The sequence below is a fragment of the Bacillus spizizenii TU-B-10 genome (assembly GCF_000227465.1).
GTDB lineage: Bacteria > Bacillota > Bacilli > Bacillales > Bacillaceae > Bacillus > Bacillus spizizenii.
Map to the genome: position 1 here is coordinate 2454602 of NC_016047.1, position 15870 is coordinate 2470471.

Genomic DNA, 15870 nt, shown 5'->3' on the forward strand with positions numbered 1-15870 from the left:
ACCCGATGCGGGCAAGCGCACTCGGGTTTTCCTTTCTTATTTTCCTGCCTCTTCAATAATGGCAACAACCATTTCTGCCGTTTTAACAAGTTCTTCGATCGGCATTTTTTCATTCTTTGTATGAATTTGCTCGTAACCGACAGCAAGATTGACCGTCGGAATGCCATGACCTGCAATAACGTTCGCGTCGCTTCCGCCGCCGCTTGTTTGCAGCTCGCTCGGACGTCCGATTTTAGCTGCCGCTTTTTTCGCGATTTCAACAACTTGGTCGCCGTCTTGATATTTGAAGCCTGGATACATGACTTCAATTTCGACTTCTGCGCGTCCGCCCATATCAGCAGCGGCTTCTTCAAAAGCAGCTTTCATTTTTTGAACCTGAGCTTCCATTTTCTCAGGAACTAAAGAGCGTGCTTCAGCAAGAATATGGACTTCGTCGCATACAATGTTTGTTTGTGTGCCGCCTTCAAACCGGCCGATGTTTGCTGTTGTTTCTTCATCGATTCGGCCCAATGGCATTTTCGAAATCGCTTTGCTAGCGATTGTAATGGCTGAAATGCCTTTTTCTGGTTCAACCCCGGCGTGTGCGGTTTTCCCGTAAATTGCCGCTCTTACCTTTGCTTGTGTCGGCGCGGCCACAATGATATTTCCGACTTTACCGTCTGAGTCAAGGGCATAGCCGTAGGATGCTGTGATCATAGAACGGTCAAGCGCCTTCGCTCCGATCAGTCCTGATTCCTCGCCTACTGTGATGATGAATTCAATCGTGCCATGTTCAATGTTTTCTTCTTTCAGCACTTTAATCGCTTCAAACATTGCAGCCAGCCCCGCTTTATCATCAGCGCCTAAAATCGTAGTGCCGTCTGTTTTAACATAACCATTCTCTACAACCGGTTTTACGCCGTTTCCGGGTACAACTGTGTCCATATGAGATGTAAAATAAATGGTATCTGTTTGTTTTGTTCCTTTTAATGTGCAAATCAGGTTTCCGGCTCCGTGGCCAGTGATATCCATTGTATCGTCTTCCTTTACATCCACACCTAAATCAGAAAATTTTTGTTTCAGCACTTTGCAGATTTCTGCTTCGTGTTTTGTTTCTGAGTCAATTTGGACAAGTTCTAAAAATTCTTCCAGCAGGCGTTTTTCATTCACCATTTGTAAGTCCCTCCATGTTAAAGCGGTATGTTACCGTGCTTTTTTTTCGGTCTCTCTTCTGTCTTATATGCAAGCATGTGAAAAGCTTGAATCAGTCTTTTCCTTGATTCTTCCGGCAAAATGATGTCATCGACCATTCCGCAGGCCGCTGCTTTATATGGCCCGGCGTTTTGCTTTTTGTATTCAGCTGTTTTTTCTTGTTTTGTCTTTTGCGGGTCGGCTGAAGCTTTTATTTCCTTTTCATACAAAATCGATACCGCGCCCTCTGAACCCATCACTGCGATTTCAGCATTTGGCCATGCAAACACAAGGTCCGCTCCGATTGCTTTGCTGTTCATAGCGACATAGGCGCCGCCATACGCTTTTCTGATTATGAGCGTAACTTTTGGGACGGTTGCTTCTGCATAGGCAAACAATAATTTTGCTCCGTGCCTGATAATTCCGTTATGCTCCTGCTGAACACCCGGCAGAAACCCCGGAACATCCTCGACAGTTAGCAGCGGTATATCAAATGCATCACAAAAACGGATAAACCTTGCTGCTTTATCAGCAGCGTCAATCGTCAGGCTGCCTGCCAGATGCTTCGGCTGGCTCGCAACGATGCCGATCGTTTTTTCACCCAGCCTTGCAAATCCAATGACAATGTTTTTCGCAAAAAACGGCTGAATCTCAAAAAAAGACTGCGGATCAGCCAGCTCCTTAATCACCGTCCGAACATCATACGGCTTTGTCGTGTCAGCGGGCACGAGATGGTTTAATAACGGCCTGGAGGCCTCTTTCTCTGGCTTCGTCGCTGCTGTCTGGCCATTCAGCGGCAAATAAGACAGCAGTTTTTTCACTCCTGTCAGAACCTCCTTCTCCGTATGTCCAGAAAAGTGGGCGTTCCCGCTGACGGCATTATGTATTCCCGCTCCGCCTAAGCTCTCCGCATCAACCTGTTCTCCTGTCACTTTTTCAATCACCTTTGGCCCGGTAATAAACATCCGGCCGGTCTGTTCAGCCATAAATATAAAATCTGTGAGTGCCGGAGAATATACAGCGCCTCCAGCGCACGGCCCTAAAATAACCGATATTTGCGGAATGACTCCGGAATATAAGACGTTTCGGTAAAATATGTGACCGTATCCATCTAATGATACCACACCCTCTTGAATTCTCGCACCACCTGAGTCATTCAGCCCGATAATCGGCGCCTTATTTTTTGCTGCCAGGTCCATCAGAGCACAGATTTTTTTGGCATGGGTTTCGCCAAGCGCCCCGCCGAATACACTGAAGTCTTGCGCAAATACATATACAGAGCGGCCGTCAATTGTCCCGTACCCTGTCACGACCCCATCCCCTAAAATGCGCTGTTCTCTTGTTAACACTTGGCTTTCCATGAAAGAATGCAGCTCGATAAAGCTGTCCTGATCAAGAAGAAACGCGATCCTTTCCCGAGCGGTGAGCTTTCCCTTTTGCCGCTGCTGGGCCAGCTTTTCATGTCCTCCTCCTTGTTCTGCCTGCCCGCGTCTCGTGTATAAATGATCAATATGCTCATTCATGTTCATTGGTTTGGTCTCCTTTCGGTTCGCAAAGCTCTACAAGAACGCCGTTTGTTTCCCGCGGAGAAAGAAATGCAATCTTTTTCCCGTTTGCTCCCTGTCTCGGATACCTGTCAATCAATTGAACTTTCCGGTCAGACAATGCTTGAAGCTTTTCAGATAGGCTGTTGCACAAAAACGCAATATGATGCAGCCCCTGCCCTTTCTTCTCCAAAAATAAACGGACGGGGCTGTCAGCTGTCAACGGCTCTATCAGCTCCAGCTTGACGCTTCCTGCTTGAAACAAAGCAACATTCACCTTTTGCTCTTCAACCGTTTCTTGATGAAGAAACGCTAGCCCCAATATATCCTCATAAAAGCTTCTCGCTTCTTCTATCGAAAAAACGGCTATCCCGATATGGTCAAGCCTGTTCATTTTTATCCCTGCTTTCCGCCAATAGATATCGCTTGTCCGTCCATTCAAAACACGCTAAAATATAGACAGATTGTCTAAGGAGTGAAATCATGTCTCAAAAATTGATGAAAAGCGTTTTGATTGTGATTTTGGGAGTTTTTATTCTTTCAAGTGTGCTCTCAGGAATCGTCATGTTTTTCTAACGATAAAAAAGCAGGCGGCTCTATTGAATGGGAACATCCTGCTTTTTTATCAGAGCTTTATGCTCGATAGCAATCTCCTCAAAAGAGCGGGTGTCGTCCGTAATCAGCACTCTCGTTCCCACTGGAATCGTTTGAAATAGATGAACGACCTCATCGTTATGCATACGTATACAGCCGTTAGACACAAATTTTCCTATTGAGTCTTCCCTGTTTGTCCCATGAATTCCGTAAATCCGCCCGTCTGTTCCTTTCGCGTCAAATCCGATCCATCTTGCCCCAAGCGGATTGTCAGGAGATCCCCCTTCAATATTTTTCCTTCTGTAGTAAGGATTCACCGCTTTAACCGTTACTGAAAATTCCCCTTCTGGCGTCAGATCGTCTGTTTTTCCGGTCGCCACGCTGTACACGCCTTCTACTTTATTGTCGAGGATGACAGCAAGTTCGTTTGTTCTCTTGTTGACAATGACATACGGATCGCCCGGCAGCGGGTTTTCGCCAAGCGGCCAAATCGGAGAAATCATCATAAAAATCGAACATAAGAAAAAACGCATAAGCTCCTCCTTTTTCATTAGGTTGACCAATGAAGGAAGAGCTCATGCGAATCATGCGAGTGATTTTTGCGCTTTTATTCCTTTAAAATAACTTTTGATTACTAAATATTGTTCCATTTCCCCGAGAAGATGGAAGAGAGCGGCTCTTGCTTCAAATTCCTCTCTTGTCGCCGGGAGCGGCATCTCCTCAAATTCTTTTCTCATATCAGCAAGTCTTTTCAGAAATTTGTACGCTGTATTTCCCGGGTGTATCGCTTCCCGCAAATCGTGAATAAATTCAGCGATCATTTTTCCCTGATCTACCGTAATAGAGATAGAAGTCACTTTAGGGAGAAGGCGTTCGATAATTTCAAATTGCTTTTCTCTCATTTTAAAATAATGATAATGCAGATTTTCGTAGCGCAGAATGTGGTTTTGCACATCTCGGTATGCCAGGTTTTTCGCCTCCGTGATGAGCTGGTGTGTTTCCGGTATTTCTTTTCCAGTCCAATCTTGCTCACCAGTTAACAAATACCGCTCTATTTCCGCGAAAATGACAGCAAAGTTATCCTCTATCTTTTTGCGATAGGCAATCAGCTTCCGGTCAAGGCTAGGCATATACAAGTTCATCAAAAGAGCGACACCGATACCAACCGTAATCAACTGAACTTCATTCCAAATAAAAGCAAGCGTAATGCCGCCGGACATGTATAAATGAAGGATAATAACTGAACTGGTGACAATTCCCTCGTTAATTTTTAAGAGGACGGTTATCGGTATGAATATCAAGAGAAGCGCTCCGATAACAAACGGGTGATAGCCAATCAGCTCGAAAAAAAGATAAGAAAAAAGAATTGCCAGACAGCATGCCGCAAAGCGGGCCCACGATGCCTGAAGCGACCGTTTTTGTGTGATTTGAATGCACAAAATGGTGATGATTCCTGCTGATGCGAAGTTTTGCAAGTGCAAAAGCTGGCTTATATAAATAGCCAAAGCTGTTCCAAGCGCGGTCTTTATTGTGCGATAACCAATTTTAAACATGTCGGACTCCATTTCTATTTGTTTCTTCAATAAAAAAGAAGAAGCGATCAGCCTTCTTCTTTTTTTCTATATTCTATAATATTTTCTCTAAAAAGTCCTGCGCTCTTTTGGATTTTGGCGAAAGAAAAAATTCTTTCGGATTGCCGTCCTCGACAATCATTCCTTGATCCATAAATAACACGCGGTCAGCTACTTCTTTTGCGAAACCCATTTCATGCGTGACAATCACCATGGTCATACCGGTTTCGACCAGTTCTTTCATAACCTGGAGCACTTCTTTGACCATCTCCGGATCAAGTGCAGAGGTCGGTTCGTCAAACAGCATGATTTCCGGATTCATTGCAAGAGCCCGGGCGATGGCGACACGCTGTTTTTGTCCGCCAGACAAGCGGTTTGGATAGTCATTTCTCTTTTCAAACAAACCGACTTTGCGGAGCAGTTCTTCGGCTTTTTCCTGTGCAGCCTGTTTTGATTCTTTTTTGACATTGATAGGCGCGTACATGATATTTTCGAGAACCGTTTTGTGCGGAAAGAGATGAAAATGCTGAAAAACCATCCCGATGTTTTCCCGGACCTTTAATGTGTTGGTTTTCGCCTCCGTGATCACCTTGTCTTTGATTGTAATGGTTCCGCCATTAGGCTTTTCCAACAGGTTTAAACAGCGAAGGAACGTTGATTTGCCTGAGCCTGAAGGGCCGATTACGGCAACAACTTCACCTTCGGCGATTGTTGTTGAAATGTTTTTTAATACTTCGTGTTTCCCAAATGATTTTGACAGCTTTTCAATCTTAATCATTGGATTTCAGCTTCCTTTCTACAGCCTTGCCGATAAACGTTAAAATCAGGACAAGCACATAATAAATCAATCCGGCGATAATGAGCGGCTCAAGGTAATTATAAGTGGCGGCGCCAGATTGATAAGCGCGCCTCATGACATCACCAAGCCCGATGACGGTGACGATCGCCGATTCTTTTGTTAACGTAATTAATTCATTTACAATTGCAGGTGATATATTTTTGAAGGCCTGCGGCAACAGCAGATCCTTCATCATTTTGCCGTACGGGACACCAAGTGCGACAGCCGCCTCTTTCTGCCCTTTATCAATGGCGTTGATTCCGGCTCTGATAATTTCCGATACATAAGCGGCGGAATTCAATGACAATGCGACAACCGCAGCCCAAAACTGGTCAATTTGAAAGCCGAGCAGCTGCGGAAGCCCGAAATAGACAATCATAAGCTGCAGCACTAAAGGCGTACCGCGGAACACTGATGTATAAAAATCAGCGATCCAGATCAGTGGGCGGAATGTGCTGATCTTGCATAAGCTTAGCACAATACCGAGTATAAGTCCGATAATGGCTGATACGATAACAATTTTCAAAGTAATTGCCAAGCCTTCTAATATAAAAGGAATTTGGGGGATCGTTGCTGAAAAATCCAAATTCATAGTCTTTGTCTCCTTTTCTTACAGGAAAAAAGATTTCCTATTCAATAAAAAGGCTCAACGAAAAAGTTGAGCCGCTTTTTTTACTTCTCGCCAGTGAACCATTTCTTCTTCAATTTCTCGAGCTCTCCGTTATCTTCCATTTCCTTGAGCGCTTTATTGAATTTGTCTGTCAGTTCACTGTCCTTTCTGAAAGCAATCGCTGAACCGGCTTCCTCCGCTTTCGCATCAGGAATCACGAAGCCTTGCAGGTCGTCATTTGATTTGAAATACCCCTCTGCTACCATGTCTTCGATAATCGCGGCATCAAAGCGGTCAGATTTGATTTCCTGCACTAAATCAGAAATTCTGTTGCGGTCTTCTGTTTTAAAACCATATTCTGGAGAAAGCTCTTTCCCCTTCTCTTCCTGAATAGAGCCAAGCTGAACGCCGACTGTTTTTCCTTTCAGGTCTTTCAGAGATGTAATGCCGCTGTCTTTTTTGCTGACAATCATATGATTCGCTGTGTAGTACACATCGGAAAAATCAACTTGTTTTTTACGCTCAGGCGTCGGTGTCATTCCTGACAGAACCAGATCCACCTGTTTTGATTTCAGCGCTGTAATTAAGCTGTTGAAGTCCATATCCTGCACTTCAATTTCGTAGCCAGTCTTCTTCGCCAGCGCTTTTGCCAACTCTACATCAAAGCCGACAATATTATCGCCTTCTTTATATTCAAACGGTTTGTAATCCGCCGAAGTACCCATAATTAATTTTTTCTTGCCGCCTTCTGAACCTGAATTGCTTGAGCCGCAAGCAGATAATGCAAAAATGATGCAGGCAGCTACAAGTAATAAGAGCCATTTTTTCATGATCCATTTCCCCCATATTCATTACTTTTCGTGTATTTGAATATTTATTCGTTAATTTGTATTTTAAACAGTTTCTTATTTTTATGCAATACTATTTTTAAAAATTATCTTCAAGCTTATTTTTCCAACGGTCTCTTTTTGATATTACTAGATAAAAATAGATTCATTGCATAATTGGATTGAATAATCTCTTAATATTTATTCATATCTCTTTGGGATTTTATGCATAAAAAAACCGGGGCCGCTTAGGCACCCGGGTTTTTCGTCTTATACTTCTTCACAATATTCTTCAAAAGCTTCTTGCAGCTTTGCCACTACTGCCATCGGCTCATGGCCTTCAATTTCATGGCGCTCTACCATTTTCATGATTTTTCCGTCTTTCAAAATCGCAAAGGACGGAGAAGATGGCGGATATCCTTCAAAATAGTCACGCGCTCGCGCTGTCGCTTCTTTATCCTGTCCGGCAAAGACGGTAACGAGCTGATCAGGTCTTTTATCATAGTGAACGGAATGGTATGCAGCCGGTCTTGCAATTCCTCCGGCGCATCCACAAACAGAGTTTACCATGACTAACGTCGTTCCTTTTTTCGTAAGCGCCTCATCCACCTCTTCAGCGGTTTTCAGCTCAGTGTATCCGGCAGCGGTAATTTCTTGTCTCGCTTGGCGGACAATATCATTCATAAATAAATTAAAGTCCATGTTCAATGAAGACCTCTCCTTTTTCATCATCTGTTCTTATGATAGCAAGGAAACGTCCATATCGGCAAATAACATTGCTTGACCGTACCCTTTTTTGGTCTCCGTTTACAGCTTACAGAAAAAGGGGATTATATAACCAGTTGTAAAATAAAGGAGCAGTTTTGTATGAGCCACCGGAAAGCGTTACTGATTCATAACGGAAATGCAGGCAACAAAAATATAGAAAAAGCGTTAGGGGCTGTGGTACCGGTATTATCACAAGCTTTAGATGAGGTGATCATTAGACAGACAAAGAAAAAAGACGATGCGTATTATTTTTGCCAATCCATTGATGATTCTGTCGACACCGTCTTTATTCTCGGCGGCGACGGTACAGTCCATCAATGCATTAATGGCATCAGCGCTTTAGAAAGAAAGCCTGCGGTCGGGATTTTGCCCGGCGGAACATGCAATGACTTTTCAAGAGTGCTGGGCATCCCTCAAAATCTCGCAAAGGCGGCGGAAGCACTTGTGTCAGGAAAAAAAACAAGCGTAGACGTATGTCAGATGAACGAGCGTTATTTTTTAAATTTCTGGGGGATCGGTCTGATTACAGAAACGTCGAATCAAATCAACGAAACCTCAAAAGCATTATTGGGAAAAATCAGCTATTTTACAAGTGCACTCCGAACAGTCTCATCTGCCGGATCGTTTCCGATGACATTAAAAATTGATGGAAAAGAAATTAAAGAAGAAGCCGTTATGCTGCTAGTTATGAACGGACAATACATTGGAACGAACCGAATTCCCCTGCCGGATGCCAGTATAGATGACGGCTTACTCGATATCCTCATTTGCCGCGGCACCAATCTCTCCGCATTGCGGGAGCTGATGAGCATGGAACAGGGCACAATTGATCGTTTTACCGGAGAGCTGTCCTATATCCAGGCCTCTCGTATCGAAATTGAAACAGACACTGTCAAAAAGGCTGATACAGATGGAGAAGTCTATACTCATACGCCCGCGGTAATTCAAGTCCTGCCGCGGCACATTGATATGCTAGTCCCGTAAAGATTTTGTAAATCCGTTGACTCTCCTCTAAGAGGAGGCATTAGAGTATAAGGGATACACTTTCGAAAAAGGGGAAGTTACATGGAGAAACAAAATATCACCTTAACAATATTATTAACCAATTTATTTATTGCGTTTTTGGGGATCGGACTTGTGATTCCGGTAACACCTACCATTATGAATGAGTTGCATTTATCGGGCACCGCGGTCGGCTATATGGTTGCCTGCTTCGCTGTTACACAGCTCATTATTTCACCAATAGGCGGACGATGGGTTGACCGCTTCGGGCGTAAAATTATGATCGTGATCGGCCTGTTGTTCTTTAGTGTTTCGGAGTTTTTATTCGGCATCGGAAAAACAGTTGAGGTTTTATTTATCTCCCGTATGCTTGGCGGTGTCAGCGCTGCCTTTATTATGCCTGGGGTCACGGCTTTTATCGCTGACATCACGACCATTAAAACGCGGCCGAAAGCGCTAGGTTATATGTCAGCCGCTATTTCAACAGGCTTTATTATCGGTCCTGGCATCGGGGGGTTTTTAGCGGAAATCTATTCCCGTTTGCCTTTTTTCTTTGCGGCAGCCTTTGCCTTGCTGGCAGCCATTTTATCAATGCTCACGCTGCGCGAGCCGGAACGAAATCCTGAAAATCAGGACATAAAAGGGCAGAAGACAGGCTTCAAACGAATTTTTGCACCCATGTATTTCATTGCTTTTCTCATTATCCTGATTTCGTCTTTTGGTTTAGCGTCATTTGAATCTTTATTTGCGTTATTCGTTGACCATAAATTCGGATTTACGGCCAGCGACATTGCTATTATGATTACAGGAGGAGCGATTGTTGGCGCCATTACGCAAGTCGTCTTATTCGACCGCTTTACAAGGTGGTTTGGCGAAATCCATTTAATTCGGTATAGCTTAATTCTCTCGACGAGCCTGGTATTCTTAATGACATTCGTGAATTCTTATGTTGCGATTCTGCTAGTTACAGTCACCGTATTTGTCGGATTTGATCTCATGCGGCCTGCGGTAACGACTTATCTGTCAAAGATTGCGGGAAATGAACAGGGGTTCGCCGGCGGTATGAATTCAATGTTTACAAGTATCGGCAATGTATTCGGGCCTATTATCGGCGGAATGCTGTTCGATATTGATGTAAACTACCCATTCTACTTTGCAACGGCAGCTTTAGCCATAGGCATTGCGCTGACCATTGCTTGGAAAGCGCCTGCACATCTCAAAGCCAGCACATAATAAAAAGCGCATTCTTTGTGTACTGCAAAGTATGCGCTTTTTCATTATACTGATCATAGAAGGAGTGGTGGCATGAAAGAATCGTATTACTTAATTGGAGAAGTTTCAAAACTGGCAAACGTGTCGATTAAAGCGCTCCGTTATTACGATAAAATTGATTTATTTAAACCCGCCTACGTCGACCCGGATACCAACTACCGCTATTATACAGATTCTCAGCTCATTCATCTGGATCTGATCAAATCATTGAAATATATCGGTACACCTTTAGAAGAGATGAAAAAGGCACAGGACTTAGAAATGGGAGAACTATTTGCTTTTTATACAGAGCAAGAGAAGCAAATCAGGGAGAAATTGGACTTTTTATTAGCATTGGAAGAAACCATTTCACTGGTGAAAAAGCGGATGAAACGGCAGATGGAATACCCTGCGCTCGGCGAGGTGTTTGTTTTAGATGAAGAAGAAACACGTATCATTCAGACAGAGGCAGAGGGAATCGGGCCTGAAAACGTGCTCAACGCCTCCTACAGCAAATTAAAAAATTTTATCGAATCAGCAGATGGATTTACGAACAATAGCTACGGTGCCACTTTTTCATTTCAGCCGTACACCAGCATTGATGAAATGACTTACTGCCATATCTTTACGCCTGTATTGACGAATAAACAAATTTCTGCCATTACGCCGGATATGGAAATCATAACGATTCCTAAGGGCAGATATGTTTGTATCGCGTATAATTTTTCACCTGAGCATTATTTTCTCAACTTACAGAAGCTTATCAAGTATATCGCAGACCACCAATTAACAGTTGCCAGTGATGTTTACGAGTTAATTATACCGATTCATTACTCACCCAAAAAACAAGAAGAATATCGGGTCGAAATGAAAATCCGAATCGCTGAATAATGCTGCATAGAAAAAGAGCATTTTTTGAAGTTATGTTTCAAAAAATGCTCTTTTTGCTTATTAGTAAACAGATGTTTTCTCGTCAATCGATTCTAAAATTTGTTTCACGCGTCCGAGGAATCTTCCGCACACAAGGCCATCAAGCACTCTGTGATCCAAGGACAGGCACAGATTGACCATATCTCTGACAGCAATCATGCCATGATCCATGACAACCGGGCGTTTGACAATGGATTCCACTTGAAGAATCGCAGCCTGAGGGTAGTTGATGATGCCCATCGACTGAACGGATCCGAACGAACCCGTGTTGTTGACGGTAAACGTTCCCCCCTGCATATCATCTGCTGAGAGTTTTCCGTCTCTTACTTTTTTGGCAAGATCATTAATTTCTCTCGCAATGCCTTTAATTGTTTTTTCATCAGCGTTTTTAATCACCGGAACAAATAAAGAATCCTCTGTCGCAACTGCGATTGAAATATTGATATCCTTTTTCTGAATGATTTTATCGCCCGCCCACATGCTATTCATTTGCGGGAATTCTTTTAACGCCTGAGCGACCGCTTTGACGAAAAAGGCGAAAAAGGTTAAATTAAAGCCTTCTGTTTTCTTGAAGGAATCTTTTATGCTGTTGCGGTATGCGACCATGTTTGTGACGTCGACTTCCATCATCGTCCAAGCATGTGGAATTTCTGTTTTGCTTCGTTTCATATTGGAAGCAATTGCTTTTCTTACGCCTGTGACAGGGATTTCTTTATCCCCGGCTGTAGACGCAGGATATGAAATCTCTTCCTTCTTCGGCTCTGGTTTTGGTAAAGACGCAGGCGCAGGAGCTGCTGTTTTCGGCTCCTCAGGTCGTTCTTTCACGCCGCCTGTTTCAATGATGCGCTGAATATCTTTTCGCGTAATGCGGCCGCCGGCACCTGTTCCTGTCACTTGATCAAGATCAATGCCGTGCTCTCCGGCCAAACGAAGTACAGCTGGCGAGTAGCGCTTTTTATTGGGCTGACTGGCTTCTTCGGCGCGGTTTTCTGAGGCAGGTGCAGGTGTCTCAGCTGCTGCTGGCGCCTCCGGCTGCTCTTGTTTTTGTTCAGCCGGGTTGGCGCCTTCTGTTTCGATTTTGCAAATGATTTCCCCGACTTGCAGGGTCTGGCCTTCTTCACCCACAAGCTCTGTTATCGTACCTGTAAAAGAAGACGGAACCTCTGCATTCACCTTATCTGTCATGACTTCCGCGATCGGATCGTATTTGTTCACTTTATCACCGGGGGCGACAAGCCATTTGCTGATCGTCCCCTCTGTCACGCTTTCTCCAAGCTGCGGCATCGTCATTTGTTCAATTGCCATGATTGTATCCTCCTTACGTCTTTAAAACTCCGCTAATTCTCTCATCGCCGCTTCCACTTTATCAGGGTTGACCATAAAGTATTTTTCCATTGTCGGCGCATAAGGCATAGCCGGAATATCAGGACCTGCAAGCCGTTTGATCGGCGCGTCTAAGTCGAACAAACAATGCTCGGATATAATCGCGGCCACCTCACTCATGATGCTGCCTTCTTTTGTATCCTCTGTGACCAAAAGGACCTTACCGGTTTTTGATGCGGCTTCGATGATTGCTTCTTGATCGAGCGGATAAACCGTTCTTAAATCCACCACATGCACTGAAATGCCATCTTTTTCGAGACGTTCTGCAGCCTGTAACGCGAAGTGGACACACAGGCCGTATGTAATCACTGTGATATCGTCGCCTTCCCGTTTTACATCAGCCTTGCCGATTGGCAGGACATAATCATCTGCCGGAACCTCTCCTTTTATCAGGCGATACGCGCGCTTGTGCTCAAAAAACAGCACCGGATCTTCATCACGAACTGCGGCTTTTAAGAGTCCTTTCGCGTCATATGGCGTTGAAGGCATCACAATTTTCAGTCCGGGCTGATTGGCGAAAATCGATTCGACTGATTGAGAATGATAAAGCGCTCCGTGCACGCCTCCACCATAAGGGGCTCTGACAACGATCGGGCAGCTCCAGTCATTATTGCTGCGATAGCGGATTTTAGCTGCCTCAGAAATAATCTGGTTAATTGCTGGCATAATAAAATCAGCAAACTGCATTTCGGCAATCGGTCTCATGCCGTACATAGCCGCTCCGATACCGACACCGGCGATCGCTGATTCAGCAAGCGGCGTATCCATAACACGCTCTTCTCCAAATTGTTCGTACAGGCCGGCTGTGGCTTTAAATACACCGCCTTTTTTTCCTACATCTTCCCCAAGAACGAAGACACGTGAATCTCGTTCCATTTCTTCTTTCATTGCCAAATTGATCGCATCAATATATGACATTACTGACATTTGTACTTCCTCCCTACTTCGCATACACATAATCGAGCGCTGACTCAGGAGCTGCATAAGGAGCGTTCTCCGCTTCATCTGTCGCCTCGTTTATGATTGCCATGATTTCATCCAGCATGGTTTGCTCTGTCTCTTCGGACAGCAGGCCTGCTTCCTTTAAGTAAGCTTGATAAGTAAGCAGAGGATCACTTTTTTTCGCTTCCTCTACTTCTTCACGGCCTCTGTAGCTGCTGTCATCGTCATCACTGGAATGCGGTGTCAGGCGGTAAGAAATCGTTTCAATTAATGTCGGGCCTTCTCCTCTGCGCGCGCGTTCACGCGCTTCTTTCACCGCTTGATAAACCTCCAGCGGATCATTTCCATTCACAGTTACGCCAGGCATTCCATAGCCTACGGCACGGTCGGAAATGTTCTCACATGCGACTTGCTTATCGTAAGGCACTGAGATTGCGTATTTGTTGTTTTCACACATGAAAATCACCGGCAGCTTATGGACAGCGGCAAAGTTTGCTCCTTCATGGAAATCGCCTTGGTTTGAAGAGCCTTCACCAAAAGTAACAAAGGCTGCGATATCCTTTTTCTCCATACGTCCCGCCAGCGCAATGCCGACTGCGTGCGGAACTTGCGTTGTTACTGGAGACGATCCTGTCACGATGCGGTTTTTCTTTTGTCCGAAATGCCCCGGCATCTGACGGCCTCCTGAGTTTGGATCTGCAGCTTTGGCAAACCCGGACATCATTAAATCCTTTGCTGTCATGCCAAACGCCAGCACGACGCCCATGTCTCTGTAGTACGGCAGTACATAATCCATTTCACGGTCAAGAGCAAAAGCCGCCCCTACCTGCGCTGCTTCCTGTCCTTGACAAGAGATCACGAACGGGATTTTGCCAGAGCGGTTTAACAGCCACATTCTTTCATCGATTTTTCTTGCTAATAGCATGGTTCTATACATATCAACGGCTTCCTGATCAGTCAGCCCTAGTGCTTGATGTCGGTTTGTACTCATTCAAGCCCCTCCTTTGTGCTTTTAAAAATGAATGGCTTTGCCGTCTGCGGCAAGCGCTGCTTCTCCAATCGCTTCTGAAAGCGTCGGATGCGGATGAATCGTTTGTCCGACCTCCCACGGCGTCGCGTCCAGTACTTTGGCAAGCCCCGCTTCTGAAATCATGTCTGTGACATGAGGGCCGATCATATGCACGCCGAGGATATCATCCGTGTCACGATCCGCCACGATTTTTACAAATCCGTCGCTATCTCCGTATACAAGCGCTTTTCCTATTGCCATAAATGGGAACTTGCCGATCTTGACATTGTGCCCATTCGCCTTTGCTTCATCTTCTGTTAAGCCGACACTGGCAGCTTCAGGACTAGAGTAGATGCACTTCGGTACAAGCGTTGGATCAAGCGAATGCGGATTGAGACCTGCAAAATGCTCAACGGCAATGATTCCTTCATGCGATGCAACGTGAGCTAACTGAAGGCCACCGATTACGTCTCCGATTGCATAAATTTGAGATTCCTTCGTTTGACAGCTTTCATTGACTGAAATGACGCCTTTTTCAGTGACAATATCGGTGTTTTCTATGCCGATGCCTTCGATATTTGCCTGTCTGCCGATGGAAACTAGCATTTTTTCAGCAGAATAAGTAATGGTTTCTCCGTCTTTTTCCGCTTGTATACTGATGTCGTCTGACGTTTTTGTCATTGTGTCAGGCAGCACTTTTGCCCCTGTAACGAACTGAATGCCTTTTTTCTTAAGAAGACTTTCCATTTCTTTTGAAATGTCTTGATCCTCAGTCGGCAATATGCGGTCCGCGTATTCAATAACCGTTACCTTCACGCCAAAATCATGAAGCATAGACGCCCATTCGATACCAATAACGCCTCCGCCGACGATGATGATCGATTTTGGCAGCTCCTCCATTTGGAGAGCCTCATCCGAAGTCAATACATGCTTGCCGTCCGCTTCAAGACCCGGAAGCATTCTTGGTCTTGATCCTGTTGCAATAATGACTTGTTTCGGGATTAGCATGTCATTTTCTTCGCCATTTCCCCGTTCAACAGAAATCGTTCCCGGCAGCGGGGAGAAGATTGACGGTCCGAGGATACGGCCATATCCGTCGTACACGTCGATTTTTCCTTTTTTCATTAAATGATTCACACCGGCTGCAAGCTTATCCACAACAGCTTGCTTACGCTGCTGCACTTTTTCAAAGTTGAGGGACACGCCAGCCGTTTCCACTCCGAATTGATCGGCTTCACGAGCTGTCCGGTATACCTCCGCGCTTCTAAGCAGCGCTTTACTCGGGATACAGCCTTTATGCAGACATGTCCCCCCGAGTTTTTCCTTTTCCACAACGGCTGTTTTTAAGCCGAGCTGAGCGGCTCTGATGGCCGCAACATAACCGCCGGTACCGCCGCCCAGAATGACTACGTCATACTCAGTTGCCATGGT

At 44.9% G+C, this 15870-nt stretch carries 17 protein-coding genes; 4 read left to right on the forward strand and 13 right to left on the reverse strand.

Going from position 1 to position 15870, the window contains the following annotated elements; genetic code table 11:
• Positions 1-36: 36 nt before the first annotated feature.
• Genes GYO_RS34150 through mce form a run of 3 tightly spaced genes read right to left on the reverse strand, consistent with a single transcriptional unit; the run spans position 37 to position 3108 of the window.
• Entirely contained in the window at positions 37-1152 is a 1116-nt protein-coding gene (locus GYO_RS34150; protein ID WP_014114316.1) for a tripeptidase T, read from the reverse strand.
• 17 nt (positions 1153-1169) lie between these two features.
• Complete coding sequence (locus GYO_RS34155; RefSeq protein WP_080010136.1) at positions 1170-2693, reverse strand: acyl-CoA carboxylase subunit beta; 1524 nt, start codon at positions 2691-2693, stop codon at positions 1170-1172.
• Positions 2686-3108 carry a methylmalonyl-CoA epimerase gene (mce, locus tag GYO_RS34160; RefSeq protein ID WP_014114318.1) on the reverse strand — a complete coding sequence of 141 codons (423 nt, stop codon included), beginning with the start codon at positions 3106-3108 and terminating at the stop codon, positions 2686-2688. Before mce ends, GYO_RS34155 begins: the two co-directional genes overlap by 8 nt.
• A gap of 89 nt (positions 3109-3197) precedes the next feature.
• Between mce and prli42 the strand changes: the two genes are divergently transcribed.
• A complete protein-coding gene (gene prli42 / locus GYO_RS43875; protein WP_041520994.1) occupies positions 3198-3290 on the forward strand; it encodes a stressosome-associated protein Prli42 in 93 nt (30 codons plus the stop codon).
• Positions 3291-3310: 20 nt separating this feature from the next.
• On the opposite strand, the gene GYO_RS34170 is transcribed toward prli42, so the two are convergent.
• The 6 genes from GYO_RS34170 to brxB form a co-directional block, all read right to left on the reverse strand.
• Positions 3311-3841, reverse strand: coding sequence for a L,D-transpeptidase (locus tag GYO_RS34170; RefSeq protein WP_014114319.1), 531 nt, complete (start codon positions 3839-3841; stop codon positions 3311-3313).
• Positions 3842-3892: 51 nt separating this feature from the next.
• On the reverse strand, positions 3893-4861 hold the full coding sequence (locus GYO_RS34175; protein WP_003226485.1) for an aromatic acid exporter family protein: 969 nt from the start codon (positions 4859-4861) through the stop codon (positions 3893-3895).
• A 73-nt stretch (positions 4862-4934) separates the two neighbouring features.
• On the reverse strand, positions 4935-5657 hold the full coding sequence (artM, locus tag GYO_RS34180) for an arginine ABC transporter ATP-binding protein ArtM (protein WP_014114320.1): 723 nt from the start codon (positions 5655-5657) through the stop codon (positions 4935-4937).
• Positions 5650-6309, reverse strand: a complete 660-nt coding sequence (gene artQ / locus GYO_RS34185) for an arginine ABC transporter permease ArtQ (protein WP_003226481.1) — start codon at positions 6307-6309, stop codon at positions 5650-5652. Before artQ ends, artM begins: the two co-directional genes overlap by 8 nt.
• 80 nt (positions 6310-6389) lie before the next feature.
• A complete protein-coding gene (artP, locus tag GYO_RS34190) occupies positions 6390-7157 on the reverse strand; it encodes an arginine ABC transporter substrate-binding protein ArtP (protein ID WP_014114321.1) in 768 nt (255 codons plus the stop codon).
• Between the two features lie 267 nt (positions 7158-7424).
• A complete protein-coding gene (gene brxB / locus GYO_RS34195) occupies positions 7425-7862 on the reverse strand; it encodes a bacilliredoxin BrxB (RefSeq protein WP_003226477.1) in 438 nt (145 codons plus the stop codon).
• Between the two features lie 159 nt (positions 7863-8021).
• On the opposite strand from brxB, the gene GYO_RS34200 reads away from it, so the two are divergent.
• From GYO_RS34200 to bmrR, 3 genes are all read left to right on the forward strand, one after another.
• Positions 8022-8906, forward strand: coding sequence for a YegS/Rv2252/BmrU family lipid kinase (locus GYO_RS34200; RefSeq protein ID WP_014114322.1), 885 nt, complete (start codon positions 8022-8024; stop codon positions 8904-8906).
• Between the two features lie 81 nt (positions 8907-8987).
• Positions 8988-10157: a multidrug efflux MFS transporter Bmr gene (bmr, locus tag GYO_RS34205; RefSeq protein ID WP_014114323.1), complete on the forward strand. Its 1170-nt coding sequence runs from the start codon at positions 8988-8990 to the stop codon at positions 10155-10157.
• A gap of 72 nt (positions 10158-10229) precedes the next feature.
• Entirely contained in the window at positions 10230-11066 is an 837-nt protein-coding gene (bmrR, locus tag GYO_RS34210) for a multidrug efflux transcriptional regulator BmrR (RefSeq protein ID WP_014114324.1), read from the forward strand.
• Between the two features lie 60 nt (positions 11067-11126).
• On the opposite strand, the gene GYO_RS34215 is transcribed toward bmrR, so the two are convergent.
• Genes GYO_RS34215 through lpdA form a run of 4 tightly spaced genes read right to left on the reverse strand, consistent with a single transcriptional unit; the run spans position 11127 to position 15867 of the window.
• The gene (locus GYO_RS34215; protein ID WP_014114325.1) at positions 11127-12410 is read right to left on the reverse strand and encodes a dihydrolipoamide acetyltransferase family protein; all 1284 of its coding nucleotides are present in this window, start codon (positions 12408-12410) and stop codon (positions 11127-11129) included.
• A 21-nt stretch (positions 12411-12431) separates the two neighbouring features.
• Positions 12432-13415, reverse strand: a complete 984-nt coding sequence (gene bfmBAB, locus GYO_RS34220) for a 3-methyl-2-oxobutanoate dehydrogenase subunit beta (RefSeq protein ID WP_014114326.1) — start codon at positions 13413-13415, stop codon at positions 12432-12434.
• A 13-nt stretch (positions 13416-13428) separates the two neighbouring features.
• A complete protein-coding gene (bfmBAA, locus tag GYO_RS43625; RefSeq protein WP_014114327.1) occupies positions 13429-14421 on the reverse strand; it encodes a 3-methyl-2-oxobutanoate dehydrogenase subunit alpha in 993 nt (330 codons plus the stop codon).
• A 21-nt stretch (positions 14422-14442) separates the two neighbouring features.
• Entirely contained in the window at positions 14443-15867 is a 1425-nt protein-coding gene (gene lpdA / locus GYO_RS43630; protein ID WP_014114328.1) for a dihydrolipoyl dehydrogenase, read from the reverse strand.
• Between the last annotated feature and the right edge of the window lie 3 nt (positions 15868-15870).

Bases quoted from the DNA above. Each gene is read 5' to 3' on its own strand.
- GYO_RS34155 (WP_080010136.1), bottom strand. From the start codon at position 2,693: ATGAATGAGCATATTGATCATTTATACACGAGACGCGGGCAGGCAGAA.
- artP (WP_014114321.1), bottom strand. From the start codon at position 7,157: ATGAAAAAATGGCTCTTATTACTTGTAGCTGCCTGCATCATTTTTGCA.
- artQ (WP_003226481.1), bottom strand. From the start codon at position 6,309: ATGAATTTGGATTTTTCAGCAACGATCCCCCAAATTCCTTTTATATTA.
- GYO_RS34200 (WP_014114322.1), top strand. From the start codon at position 8,022: ATGAGCCACCGGAAAGCGTTACTGATTCATAACGGAAATGCAGGCAAC.
- GYO_RS34215 (WP_014114325.1), bottom strand. From the start codon at position 12,410: ATGGCAATTGAACAAATGACGATGCCGCAGCTTGGAGAAAGCGTGACA.
- bmr (WP_014114323.1), top strand. From the start codon at position 8,988: ATGGAGAAACAAAATATCACCTTAACAATATTATTAACCAATTTATTT.
- GYO_RS34150 (WP_014114316.1), bottom strand. From the start codon at position 1,152: ATGGTGAATGAAAAACGCCTGCTGGAAGAATTTTTAGAACTTGTCCAA.
- lpdA (WP_014114328.1), bottom strand. From the start codon at position 15,867: ATGGCAACTGAGTATGACGTAGTCATTCTGGGCGGCGGTACCGGCGGT.
- prli42 (WP_041520994.1), top strand. From the start codon at position 3,198: ATGTCTCAAAAATTGATGAAAAGCGTTTTGATTGTGATTTTGGGAGTT.
- artM (WP_014114320.1), bottom strand. From the start codon at position 5,657: ATGATTAAGATTGAAAAGCTGTCAAAATCATTTGGGAAACACGAAGTA.
- bmrR (WP_014114324.1), top strand. From the start codon at position 10,230: ATGAAAGAATCGTATTACTTAATTGGAGAAGTTTCAAAACTGGCAAAC.
- bfmBAA (WP_014114327.1), bottom strand. From the start codon at position 14,421: ATGAGTACAAACCGACATCAAGCACTAGGGCTGACTGATCAGGAAGCC.
- GYO_RS34170 (WP_014114319.1), bottom strand. From the start codon at position 3,841: ATGCGTTTTTTCTTATGTTCGATTTTTATGATGATTTCTCCGATTTGG.
- GYO_RS34175 (WP_003226485.1), bottom strand. From the start codon at position 4,861: ATGTTTAAAATTGGTTATCGCACAATAAAGACCGCGCTTGGAACAGCT.
- mce (WP_014114318.1), bottom strand. From the start codon at position 3,108: ATGAACAGGCTTGACCATATCGGGATAGCCGTTTTTTCGATAGAAGAA.
- bfmBAB (WP_014114326.1), bottom strand. From the start codon at position 13,415: ATGTCAGTAATGTCATATATTGATGCGATCAATTTGGCAATGAAAGAA.